We start from the raw sequence: 25,520 nt of genomic DNA on the forward strand, positions 1-25,520 counted from the left end.
GGAGCATCACTCCTGCGGTGCGTCGTGGTACGAAATCCGTCCGGAGGGCAGGAAGAACAGCGCAATGACTGCACCGCCCTTCGCTTCCGGATAGTGTTGACTGCCAGGTGATGGAGCGGTCCAGCCGCTGGAGCACCAGCCGTTCGGGCCATTCAAGGCTGCCCCGGGATTCAGCGGCACGACCATGTTGAACTCGCCGTAAGGGTGCCCGTGGTATTGCCCGCGGAACCGGTGATCGGCGTGGCCTTGGCTGTTCCCGGTGCTGTCCATGTACACGGCGGTGATGCTGAAGTGGCGCGTGCGCTCGGAGGGCTCCGCGATGCGACTGCGGCGGTATGTCGGGCCGTCGATCTCGATGTTCGCCGCCCAGCCGTCGTTGACGCCGTTCTTGATCAGGTGAGCGAGGGTCTGGTAGAGCTCGCTCTCGGGCCCGTACTTCCGGTTCAGCCAGCGCTCGACCTCGGTGCCGGTGGTCATGTCCTTCACTTCCTCGAGGAAGGGAATGCATCGCTCGATCAGCGCTTCACGGTCTTCGATGAGGGTTTCGACTGTCATTTCGCGTCTCCTGAAAGGGATGGACGTGATCTTCGGCAAACATCGAGTTGAATGGAACTGATGTCTTTGCAATCTCATAATGCACGCCATTCACGTCACGGAGATACACCATGAGCATCGGGCGCACGGACCTGAATCTGTTGAAGGTGTTCGAGGCGGTCTATGAAGAGCGCAATCTGCTGCTTGCAGGCAAGCGCCTTCATCTCACGCAATCGGCAGTGAGCCATGCATTGAGGAGGCTGCGTGAACTCGTGGGCGACGAACTCTTCATGCGCACGGGCAAGGGCATGGTGCCGACCGGCCGTGCAACGGCAATGGCGCCGATGCTGCGCGAATCCCTGCGCCGGATCGAGGACGCACTCGGTGTCGAGCCCTTTTCGCCCGAAAGGTCGACGCGGCGTTTCGTCATCGCCGCGAACGATCACGTCACCGTCGTGCTCGTTGCGCCGTTGTCCCGTGAGTTGCAAAAGGTCGCGCCGGGTATCGACCTCGTCATCCGGCCATCGACGCGTCTGGACCTCGCCGAGCAGATCGACCTCGGGCGCATCGACCTTGCGATCGGAATCTTTTCGCAGATTCCGCCCCGCCTGAACTCGAGAACGCTGATGTCACAAGGGGAGGCCATCCTGATGCGCAAGGGACATCCGGCCTCCCGCCGCAAGCTCACGCGCGCCGACCTGACGAAGTACCCGCTCGTCACCCTCTCCGTTGGCGGGCAGGAGGAGGGTGCGGTCGGTGGATTCATCGTTGAACGGGGGCTCGCGCGCCAGTCGGAGATGTTCGACCGGCATGCACTGGAAGAGGCGCTCCACGCGTCAGGAGAGGCGCCCCGGCTGCGAATGACCGTCCCGCACTCGCTCGCCATTCCGGCGCTGCTTCGGGACACGCAGATGCTCTCCATCGTGCCCGCGTCCCTGGCCGTCGCGCTGACGAAGAGCGGAGAGCTGGTTCGGCGGCAGCCGCCGTACGAAGCCGGAACGTCGAGCATGCGCGCGGTCTGGCATGGTCGCGACGAACACGATGTGGGCCACGTCTGGCTGCGCGAGATGATCGCGCAGACGGCCAGGGATGCTGAAAAGGCGCTGGCCTAGGCAAGCAGGATTCGGCTTCGACCCGTCCGGTTCGCGGCAGTTAGTGGATAGTGCGCGGGCGGTTGCGTCTCTAGACTCGCCGCCACAAGAACAGCAGCGTTCATTGAAATGCTACGAGAACGATCGAGGCAAGCCGAGGCGCCGCACTTCCCCACGCCAAACGGATTCCAGAGCGCGCCGCCCGTCTATGCGAGATGCGTGCTGGATTGCTTGAGCGGAAGAGGTATTGCGCCTTCGGCATTGCTCGCGGATGCGGGCCTCGCGTGGCAGGACCTCTCGGAGGGACGAGCCATGGACCTCGTCGTGTTCCGCCGCTTCATCGCGCAGGCGATCCAATGCAGCGGAGAGCCGGCGCTCGGGCTCCTGGCCGGCCTGATGCTCCAGCCCTATCACAGCCAGGTGGGCATCGCGGCGGTGACCAGCCGTGACGTGGGCCACGGCCTTCAGTTCATGAGCCGGCACGGCCGGTTGCTCTTCGGGCGAGTGGACTTCCACCTGGAAGCCGGTCCGCGCTGGAGCATCTTCAAAGTCAGGCCGACGAGGCCGCTGCACGAGGTGCAAGACTTCGTCACCCAGTTCATCGTCGGCGCCCACTGGCGGTTGCTCGAAGCGATGCTCGGGCGTCCCGCGGATGAACTGGTCGTCTGCTTGCCGCATGCACGCCCTGCCGGCGGCGATCTCACCTATCAGCGGTACTTGCGCAATGTCGAGTTCGATCACGAGCATCTGGCATTCGCCATGCCGGCCGAGCTGTTGCGGGTGCCTTGCGTCTCCGCAAACGCGAAGGAGTTTCTCGACGCGGCGCGCGCTTGCCAGCAGACGGAAGCCGAACTGGCGCAAGGGCAGTTCGCGCATCGTGTGCGACGCGCGCTGGTGGAGCGGTTGACGAAGGACCCGGGCTCTCGCGAGCTGGCCTCGGACCTGGGCATCTCGGTGCAGACGATGGCGCGTCGACTGGCCGAAAGCGGAACCACCTACTCCGACCTGAAGGAGCAACTGCGCAAGTCGCAGGCAACCTGGTACCTGCAGAACACGGACCTTCCGATCGAGGCCATTGCTTCGCAGCTCGGCTACGCGGAGCTCACGAGCTTCAGCCGCGCCTTCAAGCGCTGGCACTGTGTCTCGCCGAGGGCAATGCGGCAGAGCCTTCGGAGTGGCGCGGAGGACGCAGCCTAGCGGGCCAACCCGCTTCGGCGCGTCAAGCGTCGTCGCCTCAGAAGGCGTGCCGGATACCCAGGTCGTAGCCGGTCGAGCTCTTCGGCGTGAGCGCGCCGGTCACGGCATTCGCGGTGAAGTAGTTCGGGCCGCCCACGGTCAGGTCCGCACCGTTCTTGTTGTTCACGCGCGCGACCGTCGCATAGAGGGCGGTGCGCTTCGACAGGTTGTGAACGTAGCCCAGTGCCCACTTGTCGGCCTCGGGTGCATCGGCGACGCCGAACACCTGGTTCAGTCGCGTGATGTTGTTGTACTTGACCGCCGAATACGCGAAGCGGATCAGCCCGGGGCCGACGGGCACCGTCGCGCCGAGCAGCCAGCCGTTTGCGCCGGGCTCGCGAAAGCCGAGCGGATTGGCCAGGGGATTGGAGTTTTCGATCTTGAGCTTGTTGTTCGAGTACTCGCTGAACACCTTCACGACGCCGAAGTCGTAGGACGCGCCCAGGTTCCAGGTGTCGAGATTGGTCGTGGTGCCGAGGAAGTAGTTGGATGCGATGGTGCTCGCGCCGTATGACGCGGCGACATCCAGCGGCCCGTTCGCGTAGCCGAATCGGCCGCTGACGTTGCGGCCCACCCTGGCGTTGTTGCCTGTGGTGGCAAGGGACGGGTTGGCCGCGATCGCCGCGGCTGTGGGCGGCGTGAAGCTGCCGGGGTCATAGCTCGTCTGCTCGTTGAATGCGTACATCACCTGGCCATAGAAGCCGCCAAGGTTGGGCGGCAGCAAGTAGCCGACCGAGTTGCTGGCGCGGATCTGCGTCGGGTTGGCGCTGAAGCCGTTGGTGACCGCGCCTTGCGAATTGAAGCCGCTGGCCGAAAGGATCAGGTTGGTCCCGACGCCGTTGATGCCGAACGGATCGAACACGATGTCGTTCCAGAAAGTAGGCACGTAGTCGCGGCCCATGCGCAGCTCGCCGAAGACGCCCGACAGGCTCAGGGTCGAGCGCCGGTTGAAGAGCTGGCTGCTCGCCGGCGCGCCGTTGAGGCCAGCGCCGAAGGTGCCATCGTCATTGCCCAATGCGGCTTCGAGCCAGAAGCCCGCGGCGAGGCCGCCGCCGAGGTCCTCCTGGCCGCGGAAGCCCAGGCGGCTGGCGTTGTAGCCCGAGTTGCGCATGATCGTCTGGCTGGTCGTGATGCTCTTGCCTGCGGCGGTTTCGGTCTTGTTCGAAAAGCCGCTGAAGGCCGCATCCACCACACCGAACAGCGTGACTGACGATTGAGCCGATGCGGCGCCGGCCACTGCCAGCGCCGCAAGGGCGACGAGTGATTTCTTCATTCCAGGTTTCTCCACGGGTTATGCAATGGACCCGTGCGAACGGGCCAACCTCCAGTTGGAAGCTGCAGCTATTCCAGCGGAGCCGACCTCGATCGGCGGTCTCGACTGTGCAGAAGAACCTTCGAATCGTTCCGTTGCGCTCACGGCGCTTTTCGACGTGTTGCGCGCATGCAATGAGCGCCGAATGCGCTCGCAGATTGCGGACAGTGCGCGCGCCGCCGCGTGCAGAAAGCGGATAGTTTCCGCGCGACCCCCTCCCTAGACTGGGACGACCAGCCGCCGCAGAGGAAGGGCAGATGAAGGAGACAAGACTAGACGTCACCGCACGCAGGACGCAGGAGCCCGAGGCGCTCCGCGGATGCGATGCACTGCCACGCGAGACCTGCGAGGAGAACGCGGAGCGGCTGCTTGCGCTCGCCGCACTGGCGCGCCGCTTTCAGGTGGAACTGATGGAAGAGATCCGCGCGAGAGACCTTCGTGAAGCCCATTGAGGTCGTTGTGATGTTCGGCGTCCCCGAGCGGCAGGCCGACGCGTTGATCGAGGAGTTGCTGACCTCCTGGATCGAGCCCAGGGCTTGGCTGATGTTCGGCACCGACCTGTCGCTCCTCGCGGCGCTCGACCAGTACTGGCGGCCGCGCATCGACATCACCGTGGCGCTGCTACCCGGGCTGGGTGAACTGGAACGGGATGTGGCGCTCGATGTGATCGCGATGGAGGGGCATCGCCCGGATGCCGCCGTGTGGCTGCACGGACCGATCAGCGAGTGCGAAGGCCCTGCGGACGTCGTCCGCGCGTCGATCCTGCTGGACGCCGCGGAGGCCTCGCGGCTGCAGGGAACGGCACTTTGTGAATCGCTGCGCCGCCTGCCGTGATGCGGCTATTCGGGCCGCGCCTGCGTCTGGCGCGGGAGCTCGCCGAAGCGATCGAAGTAGTAGGCCGAGAAGCGTCCGAGGTGGCCGAAGCCGAAGGTCAGTGCGGTCTCGGTGATGCTCAGGTCCGGCTGCGTACGCAGGCGCGAGCGAACCGCGTCGAGGCGCAGGTTGCGCAGCAGCTCCATCGGTGTCACGCCGTAGTGACGATGGCACAGCTCGTTGATGGTGCGGATGCTGACGCCCGCCGCGCTCGCCAGGTCCTCCAGCGAGAGCGGTGCGCCCAGACGGGCGTCCATGTACTCCAGCAGCATGTTCATGCGGCGCGAATCGCCCGCGGCCGATGAGGAGTCCTTGTCGGTCGGCTGCACCGTCTGGAGGCCCAGTTCGGGGCGGGGACGCCCGTCGCGCGTCTGGTGCGCCAGCAGAAAGAGCGCGACGTTGCGCTCGAAGTGATCGAGCCACGCCTTGTCCAGCGTCGTGCCGGCGGGCAGGCTCATCACGTTCAGCAGCGAATGGGTGAGCAGATCCCACTGGGAGCCGTGTCCGCGTTCGATGAGAAAGCCCGGCACCAGCTCGGTGCTCTCCGCTTCGTCGAGCTGGGCCAGCTCCCGCAACACCGCGTGCGGCACCTTCAGGATGAGCTGCTGCGTGCCCGGATACCAGCGAAGCCGCACCTTCTGCTGCGGGGTGAGGACGCCGGTCCGTCCTTCGGCGATGACCAGCTTCTGCCCGTCGACCTCGATTTCCGCACCGCCCACCAGCGAGGTATGGACCAATGAAAAGTCATCGAATGGACTGGGCGTGACCTCGACCTCCGCGCCGTATCGCAACAGGTACATGCTGAGGCGGTTCAGGTGGCCCTTGAACATGGCCACGTCCGGCATGCCGCTCTTCCAGCGCAGAACATGCTCGGCCAATTCGCGGCTCACATGGTCGTGCGCGGTCACCCGCTCGTCGGACTTGAAGAGGCAGTTGCGATAGAGGGGCGAAAGAACTTCGGCCTTGGTCGAGATCGGCATCACAAAATTCTTACACCGGGGATGCACGCCGCGAAGGCGAATGAACCCTCGATCCCACTCTGGACTGCAAGAAACGGATAGTCCCGAAACCCGCCCCAGCAAGAAACGGCCTGTCAGGCTACCTGTCGACGCCCATCGCGTGTGTCAGCCATTCGCAGAGCTGGCTGGACGAATGCTCGAAGCCGTGGATCGCCGAGAAGTGGTGTGCGCCTTCCTGCGGGATCAGCTCCGAGCGATTGCCGGCCGCGCCCCAGGCTGCGTGGAAGCTCGCGGATTGCCTTGCGAACTCGTCGGACTCCGCGCCGCCCCAGGTGATCAATGCCGGCGTGGCGCAGTCGCGCACCGCGAACAGCGGCGAGTAACGCCGCACCAGTCGATCGTCGAGCTGGATCAGCGGCTGCAGGTAGCTGTAGCGCAGCGGCTCCAGGTCGTAGAGGCCACTCACCAGGACCGCCGCCTTGATCGGATCACGCCGAAGGCCGTATTCCTCTTGCCACGGCGTCTGCAGGCACATCGCGGTGAGGTGACCGCCTGCGGAATGACCGCCGAGTGCGATCCGATCGGGATCGCCGCCATGGTTCGCAATGTTGCGAACCACCCAGGCGACGGCCGCGCGCGTCTGCCGCGTGATTTCGTCGATGCCGACTTTGGGGCAGAGCGAGTAGTTGACCACCACGGTCGTGAATCCGCGGGCCTGGGGGCCGAGCGCGACGCAGCTGAACTCCTTGGAGGTGTTGGCGCGCCAGTAGCCGCCGTGGATGAAAACGAACACCGGTGCGTTCGGCTGGTCGGCGTGAAAGATGTCGAGCGTCTCGTCAAGCGTCGGACCGAATGGCACGTCGAGCGTGCACCGGAGGCTTTCGCGCGCAAAGGCGCTGCGCTCGACGAAGTGGCGCGCCTGGGCCGGTGCGTCGGGGATCCATTGCTGCGTGCCGTACTGTGCATCGATCTCGGCCTGCTGCTTGAAGTCTCTGTAGAGGGGTGGCATCCACATGGTTGGTCTCGTGGGATAGGGAGTGATGGAAGGTTGACCGCAGTCTAGGGGTATGCGCCCGCGGAGCTATCCGAAATCTGCACGGCGGGCGCGGTCAGCCATCCACTCCTTGCTTCCGTGCGCGGCAGGTTCAGGTCAGCCGGAAGTCGACGGGCTGGAGCGCGGGCGGAAGCGGCTGCTTGCCCAGGGCTTCGAGCGCATCGATCTCGATCGTGCGGCACAGCGCGTCCAGCGGCAGGTGATGCGGTTCGGTGCCAAAGGGGTCTTCGATCTCGTCGCCCACCGCCGCGAGTCCGAAGAAGGTGTAGGAAACGAAGGCCACCACCACCGGCGTCATGTAGCCGATGAGATCCACGAGGCCGAAGGGCAGCAGAAAGCAGAAGAGCGTCGCGGTCCTGTGCAGCAGCAGCGTGTAGACGAAGGGTATCGGCGTCGACTTGATGCGCTCGCATCCCGCGGCCACCGCAGTCATGGCCGAGAGGGTTTCGTCGATCTGCGCGGCGAGGCGCGGATCGAGCCGGCCCTCATGCATCGCCGCAGCCACGTCGACGCCCATGCGGCGGAGCAGGAAGGCGGTGCCGAGGCGCGAATCGGCAAACGCCTTCGCTTCTACGTTGGAGAGGAAGGGTTCGACGTCGCCTCGCGCATCGCTGCCGCGAAGCTGGTGACGCAAGGCGTGCGCGAACGCGACGCTGCGACGGATCAGCGGCTCGGCGAAATCGTCGGACCGGCAGAAAGTCAGCGCCTGTCGCGCGAGGCTGCGCGATCGATGAATGAGCTCACCCCAGAGCTTTCTCGCTTCCCAGTAGCGATCGAATGCAGCGCTGTTGCGAAAGCCCAGAAAGATCGACAGCGCCAGTCCGATGATGGAGAACGGAACAGCGGTGAGCGTGACCTTCCAGTTGAACAGCACGCCGCGCGACAGCGTAACTGCCAACGCCAGAGCGGTACAGGTCGCGATGGCGGGCGCGATGTTCCGGAGCACCGATCCCTTGAGGACGAAGAAGAGCCGGATGCCGTGAGGACGCTGCAGAACAATCATTCGGGGACTGTAGGGACGCGAACGCCGGCTGGCATCCGAGCTGCAGTGCTTCCGCAAGAAATGGACACTCCGCACGCGTCGCATTGCAAGCCGCGACCAGTCGATCGCAGCGATTGCAAGAAACGGATTCCGCACATTCGTCGCACGGCAGATTGCGGATAGATCGCATCACCTCGCGTTCCTAGACTTGGCTCCATACAAAACGGCACCGTGGTCGCACTGACAGCCACGTTGCTTCCCACGATACGGAGACAGGTCTGTGAGCTACAACATTGCGCTCAACTTCGAAGACGGCGTGACGCGCTTCATCCAATGCAGCGGTGCTGAGTCCGTCGTCGATGCCGCTTACCGCCAGGGCATCAGCATCCCGATGGACTGCAGAGAGGGCGCCTGCTCGACCTGCAAGTGCCGCGTGGAGTCCGGTGACTATTCGCTGGGCGACTACATCGAGGACGCACTCAGCAAGGATGAAGCCGACAACGGCTTTGCGCTGGCCTGCCAGATGCGCCCCAAGACCGATTGCGTGCTGCTCTTGCCGACCGACTCGAGCGCGTGCAACACCAAGCAGGAGAGCTACGAGACCGAGATCGTCGAAGTGCGCAAGCTCTCCGACAGCACCTTCTCGCTGGTTCTGCGCGGCGAAGGCCTGAAGGACCTCGTGTTCCTGCCGGGGCAATACGCGAACCTGCAGGTGCCCGGTGAAGAGCAGCGCCAGCGCGCGTACTCGTTCAGCTCGCTTGCGACGGGCAGCGACACCGTGTCGTTCCTGATCCGCAACGTGCCGGGTGGGCTGATGAGTGGCTTCCTGAGCCAGCGCGCCAAGCCCGGCGTGCGCCTGTGGCTCACCGGCCCGTTCGGCAGCTTCTATCTGCGCGCCATCCAGCGGCCGCTGCTGATGCTGGCCGGCGGCACCGGACTCGCGCCATTCCTCGCGATGCTCGACAAGATCGTCGCAGCAGGCGGCAGTGCGCATCCGATTCATCTCCTCTACGGCGTCAACATGGATCGCGACATCGTGGAGACGGAAAAGCTCGAGGCCTACACACGGCTCATTCCCAACTTCAGCTTCGGGGTGTGCGTGGTGGATGCGAACAGCGAGCAGCCGAAGAAGGGTTATGTCACACATCACATCGAGCCTGGGCACCTGAACGACGGCGAGGTGGATATCTATCTCTGCGGTCCGCCGCCGATGGTCGAAGCGGTCGCCAAGTACCTGCGCGACGTCAACGTGAAGTCGGCCTCGTTCCACTTCGAGAAGTTCGCCGCAAGCATCGGCTAGCGCATCTCCTGCTCCATTCCGGAAGGACGTATCGATGAACGTCGCGATTGATTTCGCGTGGGACGACCGTTACCTGGTCGGTCATCAGGCGATGGACGACACGCACCACGAGTTCGTGGAACTGGTGGACGCAATGCTGGGCGCTGGGGACGACGCCTTCGCATCGATCCTCGAGCGCTTCGCCGTTCACGTGGAAGCGCACTTTGCCACCGAGCAGCGGCTGATGGACCAGTTCGGCTATCCGGTGCGCGACTGCCACGTCGAGGAGCACGAACGGGTGCTCGCCTCGGTGCGCGAGGTCCGTGCACTCGTCGCCGACGGCGACATCGAGACCGGCCGCGACCTGGCCCGGGCGCTGGCCGACTGGTTCCCCGGACACACCGACTACATGGATTCGGCCCTTTCGACCTGGATCACGAAGAAGGTCGCCAACGGCGCGCCGGTGGTGCTGCGCCGGTCGATGCGGCACGCCTGACACGCACACAACATTTCATCAACGGAGACACCATGTCGATTGCAAGATCAGCAGACGATTGGCGAGAGTTCGTCGCAGGTTGCCTGGACTTTCGCCCGGAAGAGAACATCTATCGCGTGGCGCGCGCCATGTTCACCGAGCCCGAACTGTTCGAGCTCGAGATGGAGATGATCTTCGAGAAGAACTGGATCTACGCCTGCCACGAGAGCGAGATCAGCAAGCCGCACAACTTCGTGACCATGCAGGCGGGTCGGCAGCCGCTGATCATCACGCGTGACGGCAACGGGCAGCTCAATGCGCTGGTCAATGCCTGCGCGCACCGTGGCGCGACGCTGACCCGCGTGAGCCGCGGACACCAGTCGACCTTCGTGTGCTCGTTCCACGCCTGGACCTTCCGCTCGGACGGCCGGTTGCTCAAGGTCAAGGCGCCCTCGGAATATCCGGAAGGCTTCGACCTCACGTCGCGCAACCTCAAGAAGGCACGCATCGCGAGCTACAAGGGCTTCGTGTTCGTGAACCTCGACAACGAGGGAACGATGTCGCTGGAGGACTACCTCGGCGATGCGAAGGTCTTCCTCGACCTGATGGTCGCGCAGTCGCCCACCGGCGAACTCGAAGTGCTGCCCGGCAAGGGCCACTACACCTTCGCGGGCAACTGGAAGCTGCAGAACGAGAACGGCCTCGACGGCTATCACGTGAGCACGGTGCACTACAACTATGTGGCCACGGTGCAGCACCGCGCCGAGATCAACGCCAAGAAGGGTGTGGCCGACAACAACACGCTCGACTACCGCAAGCTGGGCGCGGGCGACGACGCCACGGACGACGGCTGGTTCTCCTTCCCGAACGGCCACAGCGTGCTGTTCAGCGAAATGCCGAACCCCGAAGTGCGTCCGGGCTACGCCACGGTGATGCCGCGCCTGGTGCGCGAGTACGGCCAGAAGAAAGCCGAGTGGATGATGCACCGGCTGCGCAACCTGAACATCTATCCGAGCCTGTTCTTCATGGACCAGATCAGCTCGCAGCTTCGGATCATCCGTCCGGTCGCGTGGAACAAGACCGAGATCCTGAGCCAGTGCATTGGCGTCAAGGGTGAGTCCGACGCGGACCGCGAGAACCGCATCCGCCAGTTCGAGGACTTCTTCAACGTCTCCGGCATGGGCACGCCGGACGACCTCACCGAGTTCCGCGAGGCGCAGCGCGGCTTCCAGGGCCGCGTGGAGCGATGGAACGACATCTCGCGCGGCTGCGACAAGTGGATCAAGGGCACCACCCCGAATGCCGAGACCCTAGGCATCCGGCCGGTGCTCACCGGCGCCGAGCTGACCCACGAAGGCCTCTACGCGAACCAGCACGGCGCATGGCGCGAGTCGCTGCTCAGGGGCCTCGATGCCAAGACCCGCAACGCACAAGGAGCAAAGCAATGATGGGCGAGCTGCAAAAGAGCGTCGAACAGTTCCTCTACCGCAAGGCGGACCTGTGCGACCGCCGTGAGTGGGTGGACTACCTGGAGCTGTTCGACGAGAACTCGGAGCTCCACATTCCGCAGTGGGATTCGGAGCATGTCTACACCACCGACCCGAAGCGCGGCATGTCGCTCATGTACTACGCGAACCGCGCCGGCCTCGAAGACCGCGTGTTCCGCATCGGCACTGGCAAGTCGGCTGCATCGACGCCGATGCCGCGCACGCTGCACCTGGTGAGCAACGTGACGATCCAGGAAGTCTCCGACTCGCAGCTCGAAGCGAAGGCCAAGTGGGTGACCTACGTCTACCGCTTCGGCCAGACGTCGACCTTCCACGGCGACGCGACCTATCGACTCAGGCCCGCCGGCTTCAGCTGGGTGATCCTGAAGAAGCACGTCGTGATCCACAACGACACCATCGATTCGGTGCTGGACTTCTATCACGTCTGAGCCGCCCGTCGAACGAGAAAAAAGAGGAGACATTCATGCGACAACTCGACGTACAGAAGATCGCCGATGAGGCGCGCTTCAACGGCTTCCACGCGATCGTGCTGCTGTGGTGCGCGCTCATCATCGTGTTCGACGGCTACGACCTTGCGGTCGTCGGCATCGCGCTGCCTTCGATCATGAAGGAGATGGGCGTGAGCCCCACCAACGCCGGCTTCATGGTGAGCTCGGCACTCTTCGGGATGATGTTCGGCAACGTTTTCTTCGGCACGATCTCGGAGCGCATCGGCCGGCGGTGGACCATCTCGGTCTGCATCCTGCTGTTCAGCGTGTTCACCGCCGCTGCGGGCATGACGAAAGACCCGATCGCCTTCAGCGTCACGCGCTTCATGGCGGGCGTGGGCATCGGCGGGGTCATGCCGAACGTCATCGCGCAGATGACCGAATACTCGCCGCGCAAGATCCGCAGCACCATGGTCACGCTGATGTTCAGCGGCTATTCGGTCGGCGGGATGATCGCCGCGCTGCTGGGCAAGGGGATGATTGAATCGTTCGGCTGGCAATCGGTGTTCTTCGCCGCGGGCCTGCCGATCCTGCTGATCCCGGCGATCCTGAAGTCGATGCCGGAGTCGATGGCCTACCTCATCAACAAGGGGCGCACGCAGGAGTTGCAGCGCATCGTCATGCAGATGTCGCCCAGCCACCTGCCGCAGAACGGCGACCGGTTCTCGCTGCCGAAGGAAGACAAGACGAGCGCCGCGCCGATCCGCCAGCTTTTCCACGACGGGCGCGGTTTCAGCACGGTGATGTTCTGGGTCGCCTGTTTCATGTGCCTCTTCATGGTGTACGCGCTCAGCTCGTGGCTGACGAAGCTGATGGCGCAGGCGGGCTACAGCCTGGGCTCGGCGCTGACCTTCGTGCTTGTGCTGAACATCGGCGCGGTTGCCGGTGCCATCGGCGGCGGCTGGCTGGCCGACAAGCTGCACATCAAGTGGGTGCAGGTGGCGATGTTCATCCTGGCCGCAGTGTCGATCGTGTTGCTCGGACAGAAGATGGACACGGCCTGGCTCTATGCGGTGGTGGCTCTCGCGGGTGCCTCGACCATCGGCACGCAGATCGTCAACTCTGCCTATGCCAGCCAGTTCTATCCGATGTCGCTGCGCTCGACCGGCGTGGGCCTGATGCTCGGCGTGGGCCGTGCGGGCGCAATCATCGCGCCCATCGTGATCGGTGTGCTGGTCGGCATGGAGATGCCGCTGGAGCTGAACTTCTTCGCGATCGCGGTGCCCGCGGTGCTTGCGGCGGTGGCGACCATGCTGATCCAGCACAGCCGCTCGGCCTCACTGCACCAGGAGTACGCACGGGCGGAGATCGATGACGGGCTGGGTCTCAAGCGCTCGCCCGTACGGCAGTGATCCCGCAGGCGACAGGCGGTCACCTGATCCAGGTGACCAACACCGGCGAGACCTTCCGATGCACCCATGAACGCAACCTGCTCGCCGGCATGGAGCAGCTCGGACGCAAGGGCATCCCGGTGGGATGCCGGAACGGCGGCTGCGGCGTCTGCAAGGTGCGCGTGATCGAAGGCGAAGTGGACCGCAGAAAGATGAGCCGCGCAGTGATCGCGGCCGACGAAGAGCAGGAAGGCTACGCGCTCGCCTGCAGGATCTATCCGCGAAGCGACTTGCGGGTGGACGTGGTTGGAAAGATGGCACGCGCCGTGGAGGCGCGACAAGTTGGTTCGAACAAGGAGATATGAATGGCGCTCACTGGAGTATTACGCCCCGGACACGTGGCAATCCGCGTGCTCGAAATGGGGCCGGCCCTCAAGCACTATGTCGACGTGCTGGGCCTGGTGGAAACCGGCCGCGACGAACAGGGCCGCGTCTACCTCAAGGCCTGGGATGAGCACGATCACCACAGCCTGGTGCTGCGCGAGGCCGACGAGGCGGGCATGGACTACATGGGCTGGAAGGTGGATTCGGCAGCGACGCTGAAGAAGCTCGCCGCCGATGTGGAAGCGTCTGGACTGGCCAGCGACCTCCAGTGGATCGCGGCCGGCGAGCATCTGCACACCGGCGAGCGCTTCCGCTTCACGGTGCCCACGGGCCACGTGATGGAGCTGTATGCCGACAAGGGCAAGGTCGGCAACAACTGCGGCACGGACGGTCCCGACATCAACCCCGATCCGTGGCCCGAAGGCCTCAAGGGCATCGCGCCTTCGCGCTTCGACCACTGCCTGCTGTATGGCGACGACCTCGACGGCACGGTCAAGCTCTTCACCGAAGTGCTCGGCTTCAGCCTGGCCGAGCGCGTGATGACCACCGCGGACAAGAACTTCATGATCGCCGCGTTCCTGAGTTGCTCGAACAAGGCGCACGACGTGGCCTTCATCCGCCAGCCGGTCAAGGGCAAGCTGCACCACGCATCGTTCGAGCTGGGCAGCTGGGAGAAGGTGCTGCGCGCGGCGGACATCCTCTCGCGCACGAAGACCTCGATCGACCTGGGCCCGACGCGGCACGGCATCACGCGCGGCGAGACCATCTACTTCTTCGATCCCTCGGGCAATCGCAACGAGGTGTTTTCGGGCGGCTACATCTTCTACCCGGACAAGCCGGCGATCACCTGGTTCGACGAGACGCTGGGGCCGGCGATCTTCTATCACGACCGCCAGCTCAACGAAGCCTTCCTGTCGGTGTTCACCTGATGAGGATCAGCGTGCCCACCCAAACGCCGCACTGGGAGTTCGCCTCGGCGATGGTGCAGGCGGCCGTGCACTGGGCCGAGGAGGCCGGCATCCGGGTCAACGTCGCCGTCGTCGATGCGGGCGGCAACCTGGTGTCGTTCCTGCGCATGCCCGGTGCCTTCCTGCACTCGATCGACATCGCGATCGACAAGGCCTACACGGCCGCGAGTTTCGGGATGCCCACCAGCGGTTGGACCGACGCACTCGACAAGCACTCGTCGGCGGTGCGCGACGGCATCCCGATGCGCCCGCGAATGGTGTGCTTCGGCGGAGGCCTGCCGATCGAGCACGAGGGGCGGCTGATCGGCGGCATCGGCGTCTCTGGCGGCTCCGAACTGGAAGACGAAGCCTGCGCGCGAGCCGGGCTTACCGTTATGGCCATGACGACCTGAATCGAAGGAAAGCGAAATGAGCAAGGACATTCTGAATTTCATCAACGGCGAGTACGTCAAGAACCTCAGCGGCAAGACCTACGAGAAGCGCAACCCGGTCGACAACTCGCTCATCGGCATGGTCTACGAGGCCGGCAAGCCGGAGGTCGATGCCGCTGTTGCGGCAGCCCATGCGGCGCTGCGCGGCCCCTGGGGCAAGCTGTCGGTCGTGGAGCGCTGCGCCATGCTCGATGGGCTGGTGGCCGAGATCAACCACCGCTTCGACGACTTTTTGCAGGCCGAGATCGCCGACACCGGCAAGCCTGCGCACCTGGCCTCCCACGTGGACATTCCGCGTGGCGCGGCCAACTTCCAGATCTTTACCGACACCATCAAGAACGCCTCGACCGAATCGTTCGAGATGCGCACACCCGACGGCAAGACCGCGCGCAGCTACGGCGTGCGCGTGCCGCGCGGCGTGATCGCGATCATCTGCCCCTGGAACCTGCCGCTCTTGCTGATGACCTGGAAGGCTGGCCCTGCGCTCGCCTGTGGCAACACCGTGGTCGTCAAGCCGTCGGAAGCCACGCCGAGCACCGCCACGCTGCTGGGTGAGGTGATGAACAAGGTCGGCGTGCCCAAGGGCGTCTACAACGTCGTGAACGGCTTCGGCGTGGATTCGGCCGGCTCTTTCCTGACCTCGCATCCGCAGGTCAACGGCATCACCTTCACCGGGGAAACGAAGACCGGCACCGCGATCATGAAGGCGGGCGCCGACGGCATCCGCCCCGTGTCGCTTGAACTTGGCGGCAAGAACGCTGCGCTGGTGTTCGCCGACTGTGATTTCGACAACGCAGTGGCCACGGTGACACGCTCGTGCTTCGAAAACGCCGGCCAGGTCTGCCTGGGCACGGAGCGCGTGTATGTGCAGCGCCCGATCTTCGACAAGTTCGTGCAGGCGCTCAAGGCACAGGCCGAAGCCATGAAGCCGGGCCGCCCGTTCGACAAGGAAACGAAGATCGGCCCGCTGGTGAGCAAGGTCCACCAGAAGAAGGTGCTCGGCCTCTATGAGAAGGCCAAGGAAGAGGGCGCCACCATCGTGACCGGCGGTGGCATCCCCGACATGCCGGCCGACCTGAAGGACGGCTGCTGGGTGCAGCCGACGATCTGGACCGGCCTGCCGGAAACCGCCACCGTCGTCACCGAAGAGATCTTCGGCCCGTGCTGCCACATCCAGCCCTTCAACACCGAAGAGGAAGTGCTGAACATGGTCAACGCCAATCGCTACGGCTTGGCCACGTCGATCCACACGCAGGACATCAGTCGCGCGATGCGTCTGGCGGCCGCGATCGAAGTGGGCCTGTGCTGGATCAACAGCTGGTTCCTGCGCGACCTGCGCACGTCGTTCGGCGGCTCCAAGCAGTCGGGCATCGGTCGCGAGGGAGGCGTGCACTCGCTCGAGTTCTACACAGAGCTTCGCAACGTGATGGTCAAGTACTGAATGAAGCTCACCCCCAGGCTCGCGCACTTCGTGTCGCTCTCCACCCCCTCTCCGGGGGCAATCCCTGCGGCCCGGCGAAGCCGGTTCCGCGGGATTCTCCGAACGGGCCTCGCTTCGCGGGCCGGCTTGGTTCATGCGATGCGGGTGGCGCGCTGCGCAATGGATAACTGAGGAAGACGAAACATGGAAGCAAGAAAAATTGAAAGCTACGGCGATGCGCTCTATGACGCGCTCGTTGAGTGCAAGCCGATCGACCCGATCACCGATCGTGAACCCGACATCAGCATCGAGGACGCCTACCAGATCCAGCTGCGGATGATCCAGCGTCGAATCGACGCCGGCGAGACGGTGGTCGGCAAGAAGATCGGCGTCACCAGCAAGATGGTGATGGACATGCTGAAGGTGAACCAGCCCGACTTCGGCCAGTTGCTGTCGGCGATGGTTTTCAACGAAGGCGAGCCGGTGCTCGTGGACAGCCTCATCGCGCCCAAGGCCGAGGCCGAAGTGGCCTTCCTGCTCAAGCGCGATCTTGAAGGCCCCGGCGTTACCGCAGCCGACGTGCTGCGCGCCACCGAGTGCGTGATGCCGTGCTTCGAGATCGTCGATTCGCGCATCCGGGACTGGAAGATCAAGATCCAGGACACGGTGGCCGACAACGCATCGTGCGGCGTGCTCACGCTCGGTGGGCAGCGCCGCAGCCCGCGCGACCTCGACCTCGCGCTGGCCGGCATGGTGCTGGAGAAGAACGGCGAGGTCATCAGCACCTCGACCGGCGCCTCGGTGCAGGGCTCGCCGGTGAACGCGGTCGCGTGGCTCGCGAACACGCTGGGGCGCCTCGGCATCGGCCTGAAGGCAGGCGAAATCATCCTGTCGGGCTCGCAGTCGCCCCTCGTGCCGGTGAAGGCCGGCGACAGCCTCTACTGCAGCGTGGGCGGCCTGGGCGGCACCTCGGTGCGATTCATCTGATAGCCAAGGAACACCTCATGAGCACACTCGACAAGAGCGAAGTCACGCGCCTCGCGGAGCTTCTCGAAGCCGCGGAACTGCAGGCGCGCGACGTCACCAAGATCACCGACGACTACCCCGGCATGGACTGGGATGACGCCTACGCCATCCAGGAGGCGCTTCGCGGCCTGAAGGAAGGTCGCGGGCACAAGATCGTCGGCCTCAAGGCGGGCCTGACGTCCTTCGCGAAGATGAAGCAGATGGGCGTGACGAGCCCGGTGTTCGGCTTCGTTGCGGACTACATGGCGCGGCCCGACGGCGGCGACATCGAGACCTCCCAGCTGATCCACCCCAAGGTGGAAGCGGAGATCTGCATCGTTACGAAGGCGCCGCTGAAGGGCCCCGGCTGCCATGTGGCTTCAGTCATGGCTGCGACGGACTTCGTGGTGCCTGCCGTCGAGGTCATCGACTCGCGCTACCGCGACTTCAAGTTCGACCTCAAGAGCGTCATTGCCGACAACACCTCCGCTTCGCGCTTCGTGATCGGCGGGCGCATGCGCGATCTTGCCGAGCTCGACCTGCGCACGCTCGGCGTGGTGCTGGAGAAGAACGGCGAAGTGGTCAGCATGGCGGCCGGCGCGGCGGTGCTCGGCCATCCGCTCGCGGCGGTCGCGATGCTCGCCAACCACCTGGGCGCGCGCGGCCAGGAGATCCCGGCGGGCACTTTCATCATGACCGGCGGCGTGACCGAGGCGATCGCGGTCGAGAAGGGCGACAGCGTGGCGGTGCGCTTCCAGGACCTGGGCACTGTCTCGATGCGCTTCGTCTGAGCCGGAGCCGCGCGATGCCCTTTGCACAGATCTACATGATGGAAGGCCGCACCGAGGAGCAGAAGCGCGCCGTGATCGAGAAGGTCACGCAGGCGCTGGTGGATGCGGTCGACGCGCCCCGGCCCAGCGTGCGCGTGCTGATCCATGACGTGCCCAAGGAGAACTGGGGCATCGCCGGCGAAACCGCGAAATCGCTCGGCCGCTGAACGCGCGCCTTCCTACCGACATCCGAGTCGCCCCACACAGAGAAGAACACTCCATGGCCACCAAGAAAGACACCCTCAACGCCTTCACCCAGGAGGAAGGCGCGATCCACCTCGGCGGCATCGACGCGCTGGTGCGCCTCACGCTCGACCAGGTGCGCACCGATGCGCGTCGCGGGCTGAAGACCGGCATGTTCGTCTCCGGCTATCGCGGCTCGCCCGTGGGCATGCTGGATGCGTCGCTGATCCGCCAGCAGAAGCTGCTGGAGGGCCACAACATCCGCTTCGTCGACGGCCTCAACGAGGACCTCGCCGCCACGGCCGTGTGGGGCACGCAGATGATGCACACCGTCGGCAAGCAGAAGTTCGACGGCGTCACCGGCATGTGGTACGGCAAGGCGCCCGGCGTGGACCGCAGCGGCGATGCGCTCAAGCACGCCAATTACACCGGTATCGGCAAGAACGGCGGCGTGCTCGCGGTGGTGGGCGACGACCCGAGCTGCAAGAGCTCGTCGCTGTGCAGCCAGTCCGAGCCGATGCTGTTCCACGTCGGCATGCCGTCGCTCTATCCGGGCAACGTGCAGGAGATCCTCGACCTGGGCCTGCACGGCTACAACATGTCGCGTCTGTCGGGCCTCTGGGTGGGCCTGAAGATCGTCACCAACGTGGCGGACGGCACCGGCACGGCCAACGTCTCGCCCGATCGGCTGAAGTTCGTCACGCCGGACCTGATGTTCGACGGCAAGCCCTTCACGCCGAACATGAACCTCGGCATGAATGTGCGCGCAGAAGCGCTGGAGATGGAGCAGTCGCTCTACACGCGCCGCCTCGAAGTCGCCAAGCGCTATGCGCGCGAGAACAAGCTGAACAACGTCGTCTTCGAGAACCGCGATGCGTGGCTGGGCATCATCACGGCCGGCAAGACCTACAACGACCTGCGCCAGGCCTTCCTGGAGTTGGGTCTGGACGACGATGCCCTGCGCCGCTATGGCATCCGCATCCTCAAGATGGGCATGCTGTTCCCGATGGAGCCGAGCATCGTGCGCGACTTCGCGCAGGGGCTGGAAGAGATCTTCGTCATCGAGGAGAAGCGCCCCTTCCTGGAGATGTTCGCCAAGAACGTGCTCTACGGCATGGCGAACGCGCCGCGCATCGTCGGCAAGTTCGATGAAGAAGAGAAAGAGCTCCTGCCGCACTACGGCGAGTTCGAGTCCGACGTGATCGGCCGTGCGCTGACCAAGCGCCTCTCGCGCAAGGCCAGTGTCGAATCGGCCGAATCTTGGCTCAAGCGGCTCGACGAGATCCACGCCCGCGCCAAGCTGGCCACCTCCACGCGCACCGCGTGGTATTGCTCGGGCTGCCCGCACAACAGCTCCACGCAGGCCGTGGACGGCAGCATCGTCTCCGCCGGCATCGGCTGCCACACGATGGCGATGTGGATGGACCGCAATGTCGTGATGGGCACGCACATGGGTGCCGAGGGCGCGCAGTGGATCGGCATGGCACCGTTCACCGACACCAAGCACATCTTCCAGAACATGGGCGATGGCACCTACGCGCACTCTGGCAGCCTCGCGATCCGCTACGCGGCGTCGACCAACGCCAACATCACCTTCAAGCTGCTGCGCAACGCGCACACCTCGATGACCGGCGGGCAAGAGATCATGGGCGCGCATCCGGTCGCGAGCATGGTGTCCGACCTGCTGGCCAACGGCGTGAAGAAAGTGATCGTCACTACCAACGACCTCGTTCCCTATCAAGGCGTGACCCTCTCCGGCGGCACCGAGGTATGGCACCGCGACCGGCTCGACGAGGCACAGCGCGTGCTGGCGGCGACCGAGGGCACCACGGTGCTGATCCACGACCAGGAGTGCGCCGCCGAATTGCGACGCGCGCGCAGCCGCGGCAAGGCCGAGGAGCCGGCGGAAGTCACCGTCATCAACGAACGCGTGTGCGAAGGTTGCGGCGACTGCGGCGTGAAGTCCAACTGCATGAGCGTGGAGCCGGTGGACACCGAGTTCGGACGCAAGACGCGCATCCACCAGTCCTCCTGCAACAAGGACTTCTCGTGCGTGAAGGGCTTCTGCCCGTCGTTCCTCACGATCACGCCGAACCCCGAGCCGGCTGCGGCGGACGGCGCGAAGAAGAAAAAGAAGAAAGGCCGCATCCCGGTGCTGGACCGCGTGCTGCCCGATCCGGTCAACAAGGTCGACGACAGCTTCGGTTTCGGCATCCACGTGATGGGCATCGGCGGCACCGGCTCGGTGACGGTGGTCGCGACCATCGCGAACGCGGCGCGGCTCGAAGGCAAGCACGTCGTGGGGCTCGACCAGACCGGCCTCGCGCAGAAGGGCGGGGCGGTGATCTCCGACATCAAGATCACGCATGCGCCCTTCACCGGCGCAAACAAGATCTCCGACGGCCGCACGGACCTGTACCTGGGCTTCGACATCCTGAACGCGACCGATCCGAAGAACCTCGACAAGTGCCTGCCCGAGCGCACCATTGCGGTGGTGTCGACGACGCGTACGCCGACGGGGCAGATGATCGCGAACCGCAAGACCGTCTTCCCGATCGTGCCGGACCTGACTGCAGGCATCGACCGCGTGACGCGCAAGGCGGACAACGTCTATCTCGACGGCCAGGCACTGGCCGAAGGGCTCTTCGGCGATGCGATGGCGACGAACAACTTCATGGTGGGCGTGGCCTTCCAGGCGGGCACGATCCCGCTGAAGGCGGAGTCGATCGAAGCGGCCATCCAGGCGTCCGGCGTCGGTGTCGAGCAGAGCCTGGCCGCCTTCCGCTGGGGCCGCATGGCGGTGGTCGATCGCGCCCATGTACTGGCCGAGATCGCGAAGTACGCACCTTCCAGCAAGAAGCCCGAACTCTCGCCGGTTGCGCGCGCCATCGTCGACACCACCGGCGCACAGGGGGAGACGCGACGCCTGCTGGAAGTGCGCGTGCCGGAGCTGATCGCCTTCCAGGACGAGGGCTACGCGAAGCGCTACGCGAACGTCATCGCCAAGGTGGTTGCGGCCGAGCGGCGTGTGACGCCGGAGTCGACCAAGCTGGCGGAGACGGCGGCACGCTACCTCTACAAGCTCATGGCCTACAAGGACGAGTACGAAGTGGCCCGCCTGCACAGCGACCCGGCCTTCCTCGCGCAGCTCGATGCCATGTTCCCCAATGGCTACAGCGTCAAGTACAACCTCGCGCCGCCGACCATTTCGAAGCGTGACCCGGTGACCGGCCATTTGCTCAAGCGGCAGTTCGGTCCTTGGATGAAGGCCGCGTTCGGCGTGCTCGCAAAGCTCAAGGGCCTGCGCGGCGGTCCGTTGGACTTCTTCGGCAACACCGCCGAGCGGCTGGAGGAGCGCCGTCTCATCCAGAACTACGTCGTGCTGCTCGAAGAGATCGTGCACCGGCTGACGCCCGCCAATCACGCCGCCGCAGTGGCACTGGCCAGCGTGCCGGACGAGATCCGCGGCTACGGCCATGTGAAGGAAAAGAGCATCGCCGCCGCCGCGCAACTGGAGGCGCAGCGCAGGGAGGCATTCCTGCGCCCGCCGGAAACGCACTGGACGGAGCCCGAGCGCGAAATCGAGACGCTGGCCGCCTGAAGCACTGCAGAGGACCACTACGCCATGAACCCACTCAACGGCTACGACTTCGAAGACCTCGAACCCGGCATGCACGCGACCTTCGCGAAGACCATCACCGAGGCCGACATCGTGCTCTTTGCTGCCGCCTCGGGCGACAACAACGCGGTGCACATCAACGAAGAGTTCGCGCAAACCACGCAGTTCAAGGGGCGCATCGCGCACGGCATGCTGAGCGCGAGCGTGATCTCTGCCGCGATCGCCGGGCGGCTGCCGGGGCCCGGAACCATCTATCTAGGGCAGAACCTGCGCTTCAAGGCACCCGTGAGGCCGGGCGACACGGTGCATGCCACCGTGACCGTCAAGGAACTGGCAACGGAGAAGAAGCGCGTGACGCTGACGACGGTCTGCACCGTGGGCGGCAAGGTGGTCATCGAAGGCGATGCCGTCGTCATGCCGACATCGAGGCATGCCCGCTAGACACCGACAACACAAGGAGACATCCATGACATCCAACACCGATCCCTTCGCCGAATTCGCCCGCATGCTCGAGCAGACGCAACTGCCCGGGCTCGATCCTTCCGCCATCGTCGAGGCCCGCCGCAAGGACATCGACGCGCTGGTGGCCGCGAACAAGGCGCTGTTCGAAGGCCTGAAGGCGATCTCCAGCAGGCAGGCGGAGATGCTCCGCGAATCCATGCAGGACGTGCAGGGCGCCGAGTTCGGCGCAGCCGCGTACAGCAAGGCGCTGGGCCATGTGAAAGAACTGGCCGAGATTGCGCGCCAGTCGCAGATGAGTGCGATCGCGGGCATCACCGAGCGCGCCGCCGAGCACGCGCAGGAAGTCAAGAACCTGCTGCAGCCCAGGTAGCAGCGGCGCGAGCGCAGCATGACGTCGCCATTCAACATCCCGGACGAATTCGTCCAGGGCTTCCTCAAATCCGGTGCGAGCATGCTCAAGGCCGCGGGCGCGCCGGGACTTCCGGCCGGCGCGGATGTGCAGGCGACCTACTGGCAACAGCAGATGGCGCTCTGGGCCGGCTGGCTCGCCAGCGGGGGCACGAAGTCGGAAGCGGTTGTCGATGCCGAACGCGGTGATCGCCGCTTTCACGGCGACGCCTGGAAGGACAACCCGTGGTTCAGCCTGCTCAGGCAGAACTACCTGCTGAACGCCAAGCTGCTCGAGGCGATAGTCGAATCCGCCGAGCTCGATGCATCCGAGAAGCACAAGCTGCGCTTCTTCACGCGGCAGTTCATCGATTCGATGAGCCCGGCGAACTTCACGGCGACCAACCCGGATGTGCTGAAGCTCGCGATGGAATCGAAAGGCGCGAGCCTCACAGCGGGCATGAACCAGTTGGCCGACGACCTGAAGAGAGGCCGCATCTCGATCACCGACGAAAGCGCATTCGAGGTCGGCCGCAACGTGGCGGTGTCGAAAGGCTCGGTGATCTACGAGAACCCGCTGATGCAGCTCATCCAGTACGCGCCGCTGACCGATCAGGTGGCGGTGCGTCCGCTGCTGATCGTGCCGCCGTGCATCAACAAGTTCTACATCCTCGACCTGCAGCCCGAGAACTCCTTCGTGCGCTACGCCTGCGAGCAGGGGCAGACGGTGTTCCTCGTCTCATGGCGCAATCCGGGTGCCGATCTCGGCCACGTTACCTGGGACGACTACCTGGTGCTCGGGGCGATGGCCGCGATCGAAGTGGCACTGGCGGTCAGCGGGGCGGACAAGGTCAATGCGGTCGGCTGGTGCGTGGGCGGCACCATCCTGGCGAGCGCACTGGCAGTGCTGCGCGCGCAGGGTGACCGCAGCGTGGCGAGCGCGACCTTCCTCACGACCATGCTCGACTTCACCGAGCCGGGCGACCTCGGGGTCTTCATCGACGAGCAGGGCGTGTCGCAGCGCGAGGCGACCATCGGGCGCGGCGGCATCTATCCGGGCGCGGAGCTTGGCTTCGTCTTCCAGACGCTGCGCGCCAACGACCTGATCTGGCCCTACGTGATTGGCAACTACCTCAAGGGCAAGAGCCCGGCGGCGTTCGACCTGCTCTACTGGAACGCCGACGCGACCAACCTCCCGGGGCCGATGTACGCCTGGTACCTGCGCAACATGTACCTGGAGAACAACCTTCGCGAGCCGGAGCGGCTGACGATGTGCGAGACGCCGGTGGATCTCGGCCGCATCGACATGCCCTGCTACGTACTCGCGACGAAGGAAGACCACATCGTGCCGTGGCGGTCGGCCTACCGGACGACCCAACTGGTCGGCGGCAAGTCGCAGTTCGTGCTCGGCGCGAGTGGACACATCGCGGGCGTGATCAATCCGGCATCGAAGGACAAGCGCAGCTTCTGGGTCGGCGGGCCTCAGGGCGAGTCGGCCGAAGAATGGCTCGGCGGTGCGCAGGAGATGCAGGGCAGCTGGTGGAAGCACTGGCGCCAATGGCTCCGAAGCGCCGAAGGCAAGCAGGTCCCGGCGCGCAAGCGGCTCGGCAACAACGAGCACAAGCCCATCGAAGACGCTCCGGGCCGCTACGTGAAGCAGCGCGCCGAATGAACACCTGCAATCCAAGCCCCATGCCCTACGAAACCATCCAGCTTGCCGAACACGGCGACACCGCGCGGCGCACGGCAGTCATCACGCTGAACCGGCCCAAGCAGCTCAACGCGCTGAACGATGCGCTCATGGACGAACTCGGCAGCGCTTTGCGGGCCTGCGATGCGGTCGACCACATCGGCTGCATCGTGATCACAGGCAGCGAGAAGGCCTTTGCGGCAGGTGCCGACGTCGCCATGCTGGCGCAGCACGATTTCGCTGCGGCGTATGAACGCGACCTCATCACGCGCAACTGGGAGACGATCCGCGGCATCCGCAAGCCGGTGATCGCCGCGGTCGCGGGCTTCGCGCTCGGCGGCGGCTGCGAGCTCGCGATGATGTGCGACTTCATCATCGCGGCCGAGAGTGCCCGATTCGGGCAGCCCGAGATCCGGCTCGGCATTCTTCCCGGCGCGGGTGGCACGCAGCGTCTGCCGCGCGCCGTCGGCAAGTCGAAAGCCATGGACATGGTGCTGACCGGCCGCATGATGGACGCGCACGAAGCCGAACGCGCCGGACTGGTCTCGCGCGTGGTTCCTGATGACAAGCTCATCGAAACCGCGCTGGAAGCCGCGGCGACGATCTGCGCGCTCGGCGGCAATGCGGTCATGGCTGCGAAGGAATGCGTGAACCGTGCGTTCGAATCGGGCCTGTCCGATGGCGTGATGTTCGAACGCCGGTTGTTCCAGGCGATGTTCGGCACGGCCGACCAGATCGAGGGGATGTCCGCGTTTCTCGAAAAGAGAAAGCCGGCATTCGGGAGAAGGAATCCAGATGCTCTATGAACTGCACGAAGCGCAGCGCTCCTTGATCGTGCCCTTCGTGGACTTTGCTCAGGTCGCGGCCAGGCTCTACGGCCAGGTGCCGCACGCGCAACCGCTGGCCGCCGGCTACGACCTTCTCTACCGCCTCGGCAAGGACTACGAAAAGCCCGAGTTCGGCATCAAGACCGTCAAGGTCGGCGATCGCGATGTGGTGATCCACGAGAGCATCGAAGT

At 64.9% G+C, this 25,520-nt stretch carries 26 protein-coding genes and 1 pseudogene; 22 read left to right on the forward strand and 5 right to left on the reverse strand.

Translation table 11 applies throughout. The features are described 5' to 3' along the window. Positions 1 to 6: 6 nt before the first annotated feature. Positions 7 to 555 carry a DUF4863 family protein gene (locus FHW64_RS31450; RefSeq protein WP_184532866.1) on the reverse strand — a complete coding sequence of 183 codons (549 nt, stop codon included), beginning with the start codon at positions 553 to 555 and terminating at the stop codon, positions 7 to 9. A gap of 110 nt (positions 556 to 665) precedes the next feature. Here FHW64_RS31450 and FHW64_RS31455 point away from each other — a divergent pair, with 110 nt between their 5' ends. Together FHW64_RS31455 and FHW64_RS31460 are read left to right on the forward strand one after the other, a co-directional pair. Next, positions 666 to 1,646, forward strand: a complete 981-nt coding sequence (locus FHW64_RS31455; RefSeq protein WP_184532868.1) for a LysR substrate-binding domain-containing protein — start codon at positions 666 to 668, stop codon at positions 1,644 to 1,646. A 108-nt stretch (positions 1,647 to 1,754) separates the two neighbouring features. Next, positions 1,755 to 2,822 carry an AraC family transcriptional regulator gene (locus tag FHW64_RS31460; RefSeq protein WP_260306511.1) on the forward strand — a complete coding sequence of 356 codons (1,068 nt, stop codon included), beginning with the start codon at positions 1,755 to 1,757 and terminating at the stop codon, positions 2,820 to 2,822. Between the two features lie 37 nt (positions 2,823 to 2,859). Here the strand turns inward: FHW64_RS31460 and FHW64_RS31465 are convergent, their stop codons facing one another. Next, positions 2,860 to 4,134: a porin gene (locus tag FHW64_RS31465; protein WP_184532872.1), complete on the reverse strand. Its 1,275-nt coding sequence runs from the start codon at positions 4,132 to 4,134 to the stop codon at positions 2,860 to 2,862. 296 nt (positions 4,135 to 4,430) lie between these two features. Here FHW64_RS31465 and FHW64_RS31470 point away from each other — a divergent pair, with 296 nt between their 5' ends. Next, positions 4,431 to 4,625, forward strand: coding sequence for a hypothetical protein (locus tag FHW64_RS31470; protein WP_184532873.1), 195 nt, complete (start codon positions 4,431 to 4,433; stop codon positions 4,623 to 4,625). Then, a complete protein-coding gene (locus FHW64_RS31475; RefSeq protein ID WP_184532875.1) occupies positions 4,612 to 5,007 on the forward strand; it encodes a hypothetical protein in 396 nt (131 codons plus the stop codon). Before FHW64_RS31470 ends, FHW64_RS31475 begins: the two co-directional genes overlap by 14 nt. A gap of 5 nt (positions 5,008 to 5,012) precedes the next feature. Here FHW64_RS31475 and FHW64_RS31480 read toward each other — a convergent pair whose 3' ends face one another. The 3 genes from FHW64_RS31480 to FHW64_RS31490 form a co-directional block, all read right to left on the reverse strand. Continuing rightward, positions 5,013 to 6,026 (reverse strand): AraC family transcriptional regulator, encoded by a 1,014-nt coding sequence (locus FHW64_RS31480; protein ID WP_184532877.1) that lies wholly within the window; start codon positions 6,024 to 6,026, stop codon positions 5,013 to 5,015. Positions 6,027 to 6,144: 118 nt separating this feature from the next. Further along, the gene (locus tag FHW64_RS31485) at positions 6,145 to 7,020 is read right to left on the reverse strand and encodes an alpha/beta hydrolase (RefSeq protein WP_260306512.1); all 876 of its coding nucleotides are present in this window, start codon (positions 7,018 to 7,020) and stop codon (positions 6,145 to 6,147) included. A 130-nt stretch (positions 7,021 to 7,150) separates the two neighbouring features. Continuing rightward, entirely contained in the window at positions 7,151 to 8,062 is a 912-nt protein-coding gene (locus FHW64_RS31490; RefSeq protein WP_184532879.1) for a bestrophin family protein, read from the reverse strand. Positions 8,063 to 8,321: 259 nt separating this feature from the next. Between FHW64_RS31490 and benC the strand changes: the two genes are divergently transcribed. The 18 genes and pseudogenes from benC to FHW64_RS31580 all read left to right on the forward strand — a co-directional run. Then, the gene (gene benC, locus FHW64_RS31495; protein ID WP_184532881.1) at positions 8,322 to 9,341 is read left to right on the forward strand and encodes a benzoate 1,2-dioxygenase electron transfer component BenC; all 1,020 of its coding nucleotides are present in this window, start codon (positions 8,322 to 8,324) and stop codon (positions 9,339 to 9,341) included. A gap of 34 nt (positions 9,342 to 9,375) precedes the next feature. Next, entirely contained in the window at positions 9,376 to 9,816 is a 441-nt protein-coding gene (locus FHW64_RS31500) for a bacteriohemerythrin (protein ID WP_184532889.1), read from the forward strand. A 32-nt stretch (positions 9,817 to 9,848) separates the two neighbouring features. Next, positions 9,849 to 11,243, forward strand: a complete 1,395-nt coding sequence (gene antA, locus FHW64_RS31505; RefSeq protein WP_184532891.1) for an anthranilate 1,2-dioxygenase large subunit — start codon at positions 9,849 to 9,851, stop codon at positions 11,241 to 11,243. After that, positions 11,243 to 11,731, forward strand: coding sequence for an anthranilate 1,2-dioxygenase small subunit (gene antB, locus FHW64_RS31510; RefSeq protein ID WP_184532935.1), 489 nt, complete (start codon positions 11,243 to 11,245; stop codon positions 11,729 to 11,731). Before antA ends, antB begins: the two co-directional genes overlap by 1 nt. 35 nt (positions 11,732 to 11,766) lie before the next feature. Further along, positions 11,767 to 13,143, forward strand: coding sequence for an MFS transporter (locus FHW64_RS31515; protein ID WP_184532893.1), 1,377 nt, complete (start codon positions 11,767 to 11,769; stop codon positions 13,141 to 13,143). 32 nt (positions 13,144 to 13,175) lie between these two features. Next, positions 13,176 to 13,487 carry a 2Fe-2S iron-sulfur cluster binding domain-containing protein gene (locus FHW64_RS31520; protein WP_311733412.1) on the forward strand — a complete coding sequence of 104 codons (312 nt, stop codon included), beginning with the start codon at positions 13,176 to 13,178 and terminating at the stop codon, positions 13,485 to 13,487. Further along, positions 13,488 to 14,435: a catechol 2,3-dioxygenase gene (locus tag FHW64_RS31525; protein ID WP_184532895.1), complete on the forward strand. Its 948-nt coding sequence runs from the start codon at positions 13,488 to 13,490 to the stop codon at positions 14,433 to 14,435. It abuts the gene before it with no gap. Continuing rightward, the gene (locus FHW64_RS31530) at positions 14,435 to 14,866 is read left to right on the forward strand and encodes a heme-binding protein (protein ID WP_184532898.1); all 432 of its coding nucleotides are present in this window, start codon (positions 14,435 to 14,437) and stop codon (positions 14,864 to 14,866) included. The genes FHW64_RS31525 and FHW64_RS31530 overlap by 1 nt, the downstream gene beginning before the upstream one ends. A 16-nt stretch (positions 14,867 to 14,882) precedes the next feature. Continuing rightward, positions 14,883 to 16,346 carry a 2-hydroxymuconic semialdehyde dehydrogenase gene (locus FHW64_RS31535; RefSeq protein ID WP_184532900.1) on the forward strand — a complete coding sequence of 488 codons (1,464 nt, stop codon included), beginning with the start codon at positions 14,883 to 14,885 and terminating at the stop codon, positions 16,344 to 16,346. A 183-nt stretch (positions 16,347 to 16,529) separates the two neighbouring features. Continuing rightward, on the forward strand, positions 16,530 to 17,312 hold the full coding sequence (gene dmpE, locus FHW64_RS31540; RefSeq protein ID WP_184532902.1) for a 2-oxopent-4-enoate hydratase: 783 nt from the start codon (positions 16,530 to 16,532) through the stop codon (positions 17,310 to 17,312). 17 nt (positions 17,313 to 17,329) lie between these two features. Beyond that, positions 17,330 to 18,121 (forward strand): 2-oxo-3-hexenedioate decarboxylase, encoded by a 792-nt coding sequence (gene dmpH, locus FHW64_RS31545; RefSeq protein WP_184532904.1) that lies wholly within the window; start codon positions 17,330 to 17,332, stop codon positions 18,119 to 18,121. A gap of 14 nt (positions 18,122 to 18,135) precedes the next feature. Continuing rightward, positions 18,136 to 18,327, forward strand: a complete 192-nt coding sequence (locus tag FHW64_RS31550) for a 2-hydroxymuconate tautomerase (protein ID WP_184532906.1) — start codon at positions 18,136 to 18,138, stop codon at positions 18,325 to 18,327. A gap of 53 nt (positions 18,328 to 18,380) precedes the next feature. Then, complete coding sequence (locus tag FHW64_RS31555) at positions 18,381 to 21,944, forward strand: indolepyruvate ferredoxin oxidoreductase family protein (protein WP_184532908.1); 3,564 nt, start codon at positions 18,381 to 18,383, stop codon at positions 21,942 to 21,944. Positions 21,945 to 21,968: 24 nt separating this feature from the next. Then, the gene (locus FHW64_RS31560; protein WP_184532910.1) at positions 21,969 to 22,403 is read left to right on the forward strand and encodes a MaoC family dehydratase; all 435 of its coding nucleotides are present in this window, start codon (positions 21,969 to 21,971) and stop codon (positions 22,401 to 22,403) included. 25 nt (positions 22,404 to 22,428) lie between these two features. Further along, the gene (locus tag FHW64_RS31565; protein ID WP_184532912.1) at positions 22,429 to 22,794 is read left to right on the forward strand and encodes a phasin family protein; all 366 of its coding nucleotides are present in this window, start codon (positions 22,429 to 22,431) and stop codon (positions 22,792 to 22,794) included. Positions 22,795 to 22,812: 18 nt separating this feature from the next. Beyond that, positions 22,813 to 24,483, forward strand: coding sequence for a class I poly(R)-hydroxyalkanoic acid synthase (phaC, locus tag FHW64_RS31570; RefSeq protein ID WP_184532914.1), 1,671 nt, complete (start codon positions 22,813 to 22,815; stop codon positions 24,481 to 24,483). Between the two features lie 20 nt (positions 24,484 to 24,503). Then, positions 24,504 to 25,307 carry an enoyl-CoA hydratase gene (locus FHW64_RS31575; protein WP_184532939.1) on the forward strand — a complete coding sequence of 268 codons (804 nt, stop codon included), beginning with the start codon at positions 24,504 to 24,506 and terminating at the stop codon, positions 25,305 to 25,307. Beyond that, positions 25,297 to 25,520, forward strand: a pseudogene (locus tag FHW64_RS31580) (polyhydroxyalkanoate depolymerase); the annotation flags it as partial. The gene FHW64_RS31575 and the pseudogene FHW64_RS31580, both read left to right, overlap by 11 nt.

The sequence above is a fragment of the Variovorax sp. Sphag1AA genome (assembly GCF_014192575.1).
In the GTDB taxonomy this organism is placed as follows: domain Bacteria; phylum Pseudomonadota; class Gammaproteobacteria; order Burkholderiales; family Burkholderiaceae_C; genus Variovorax.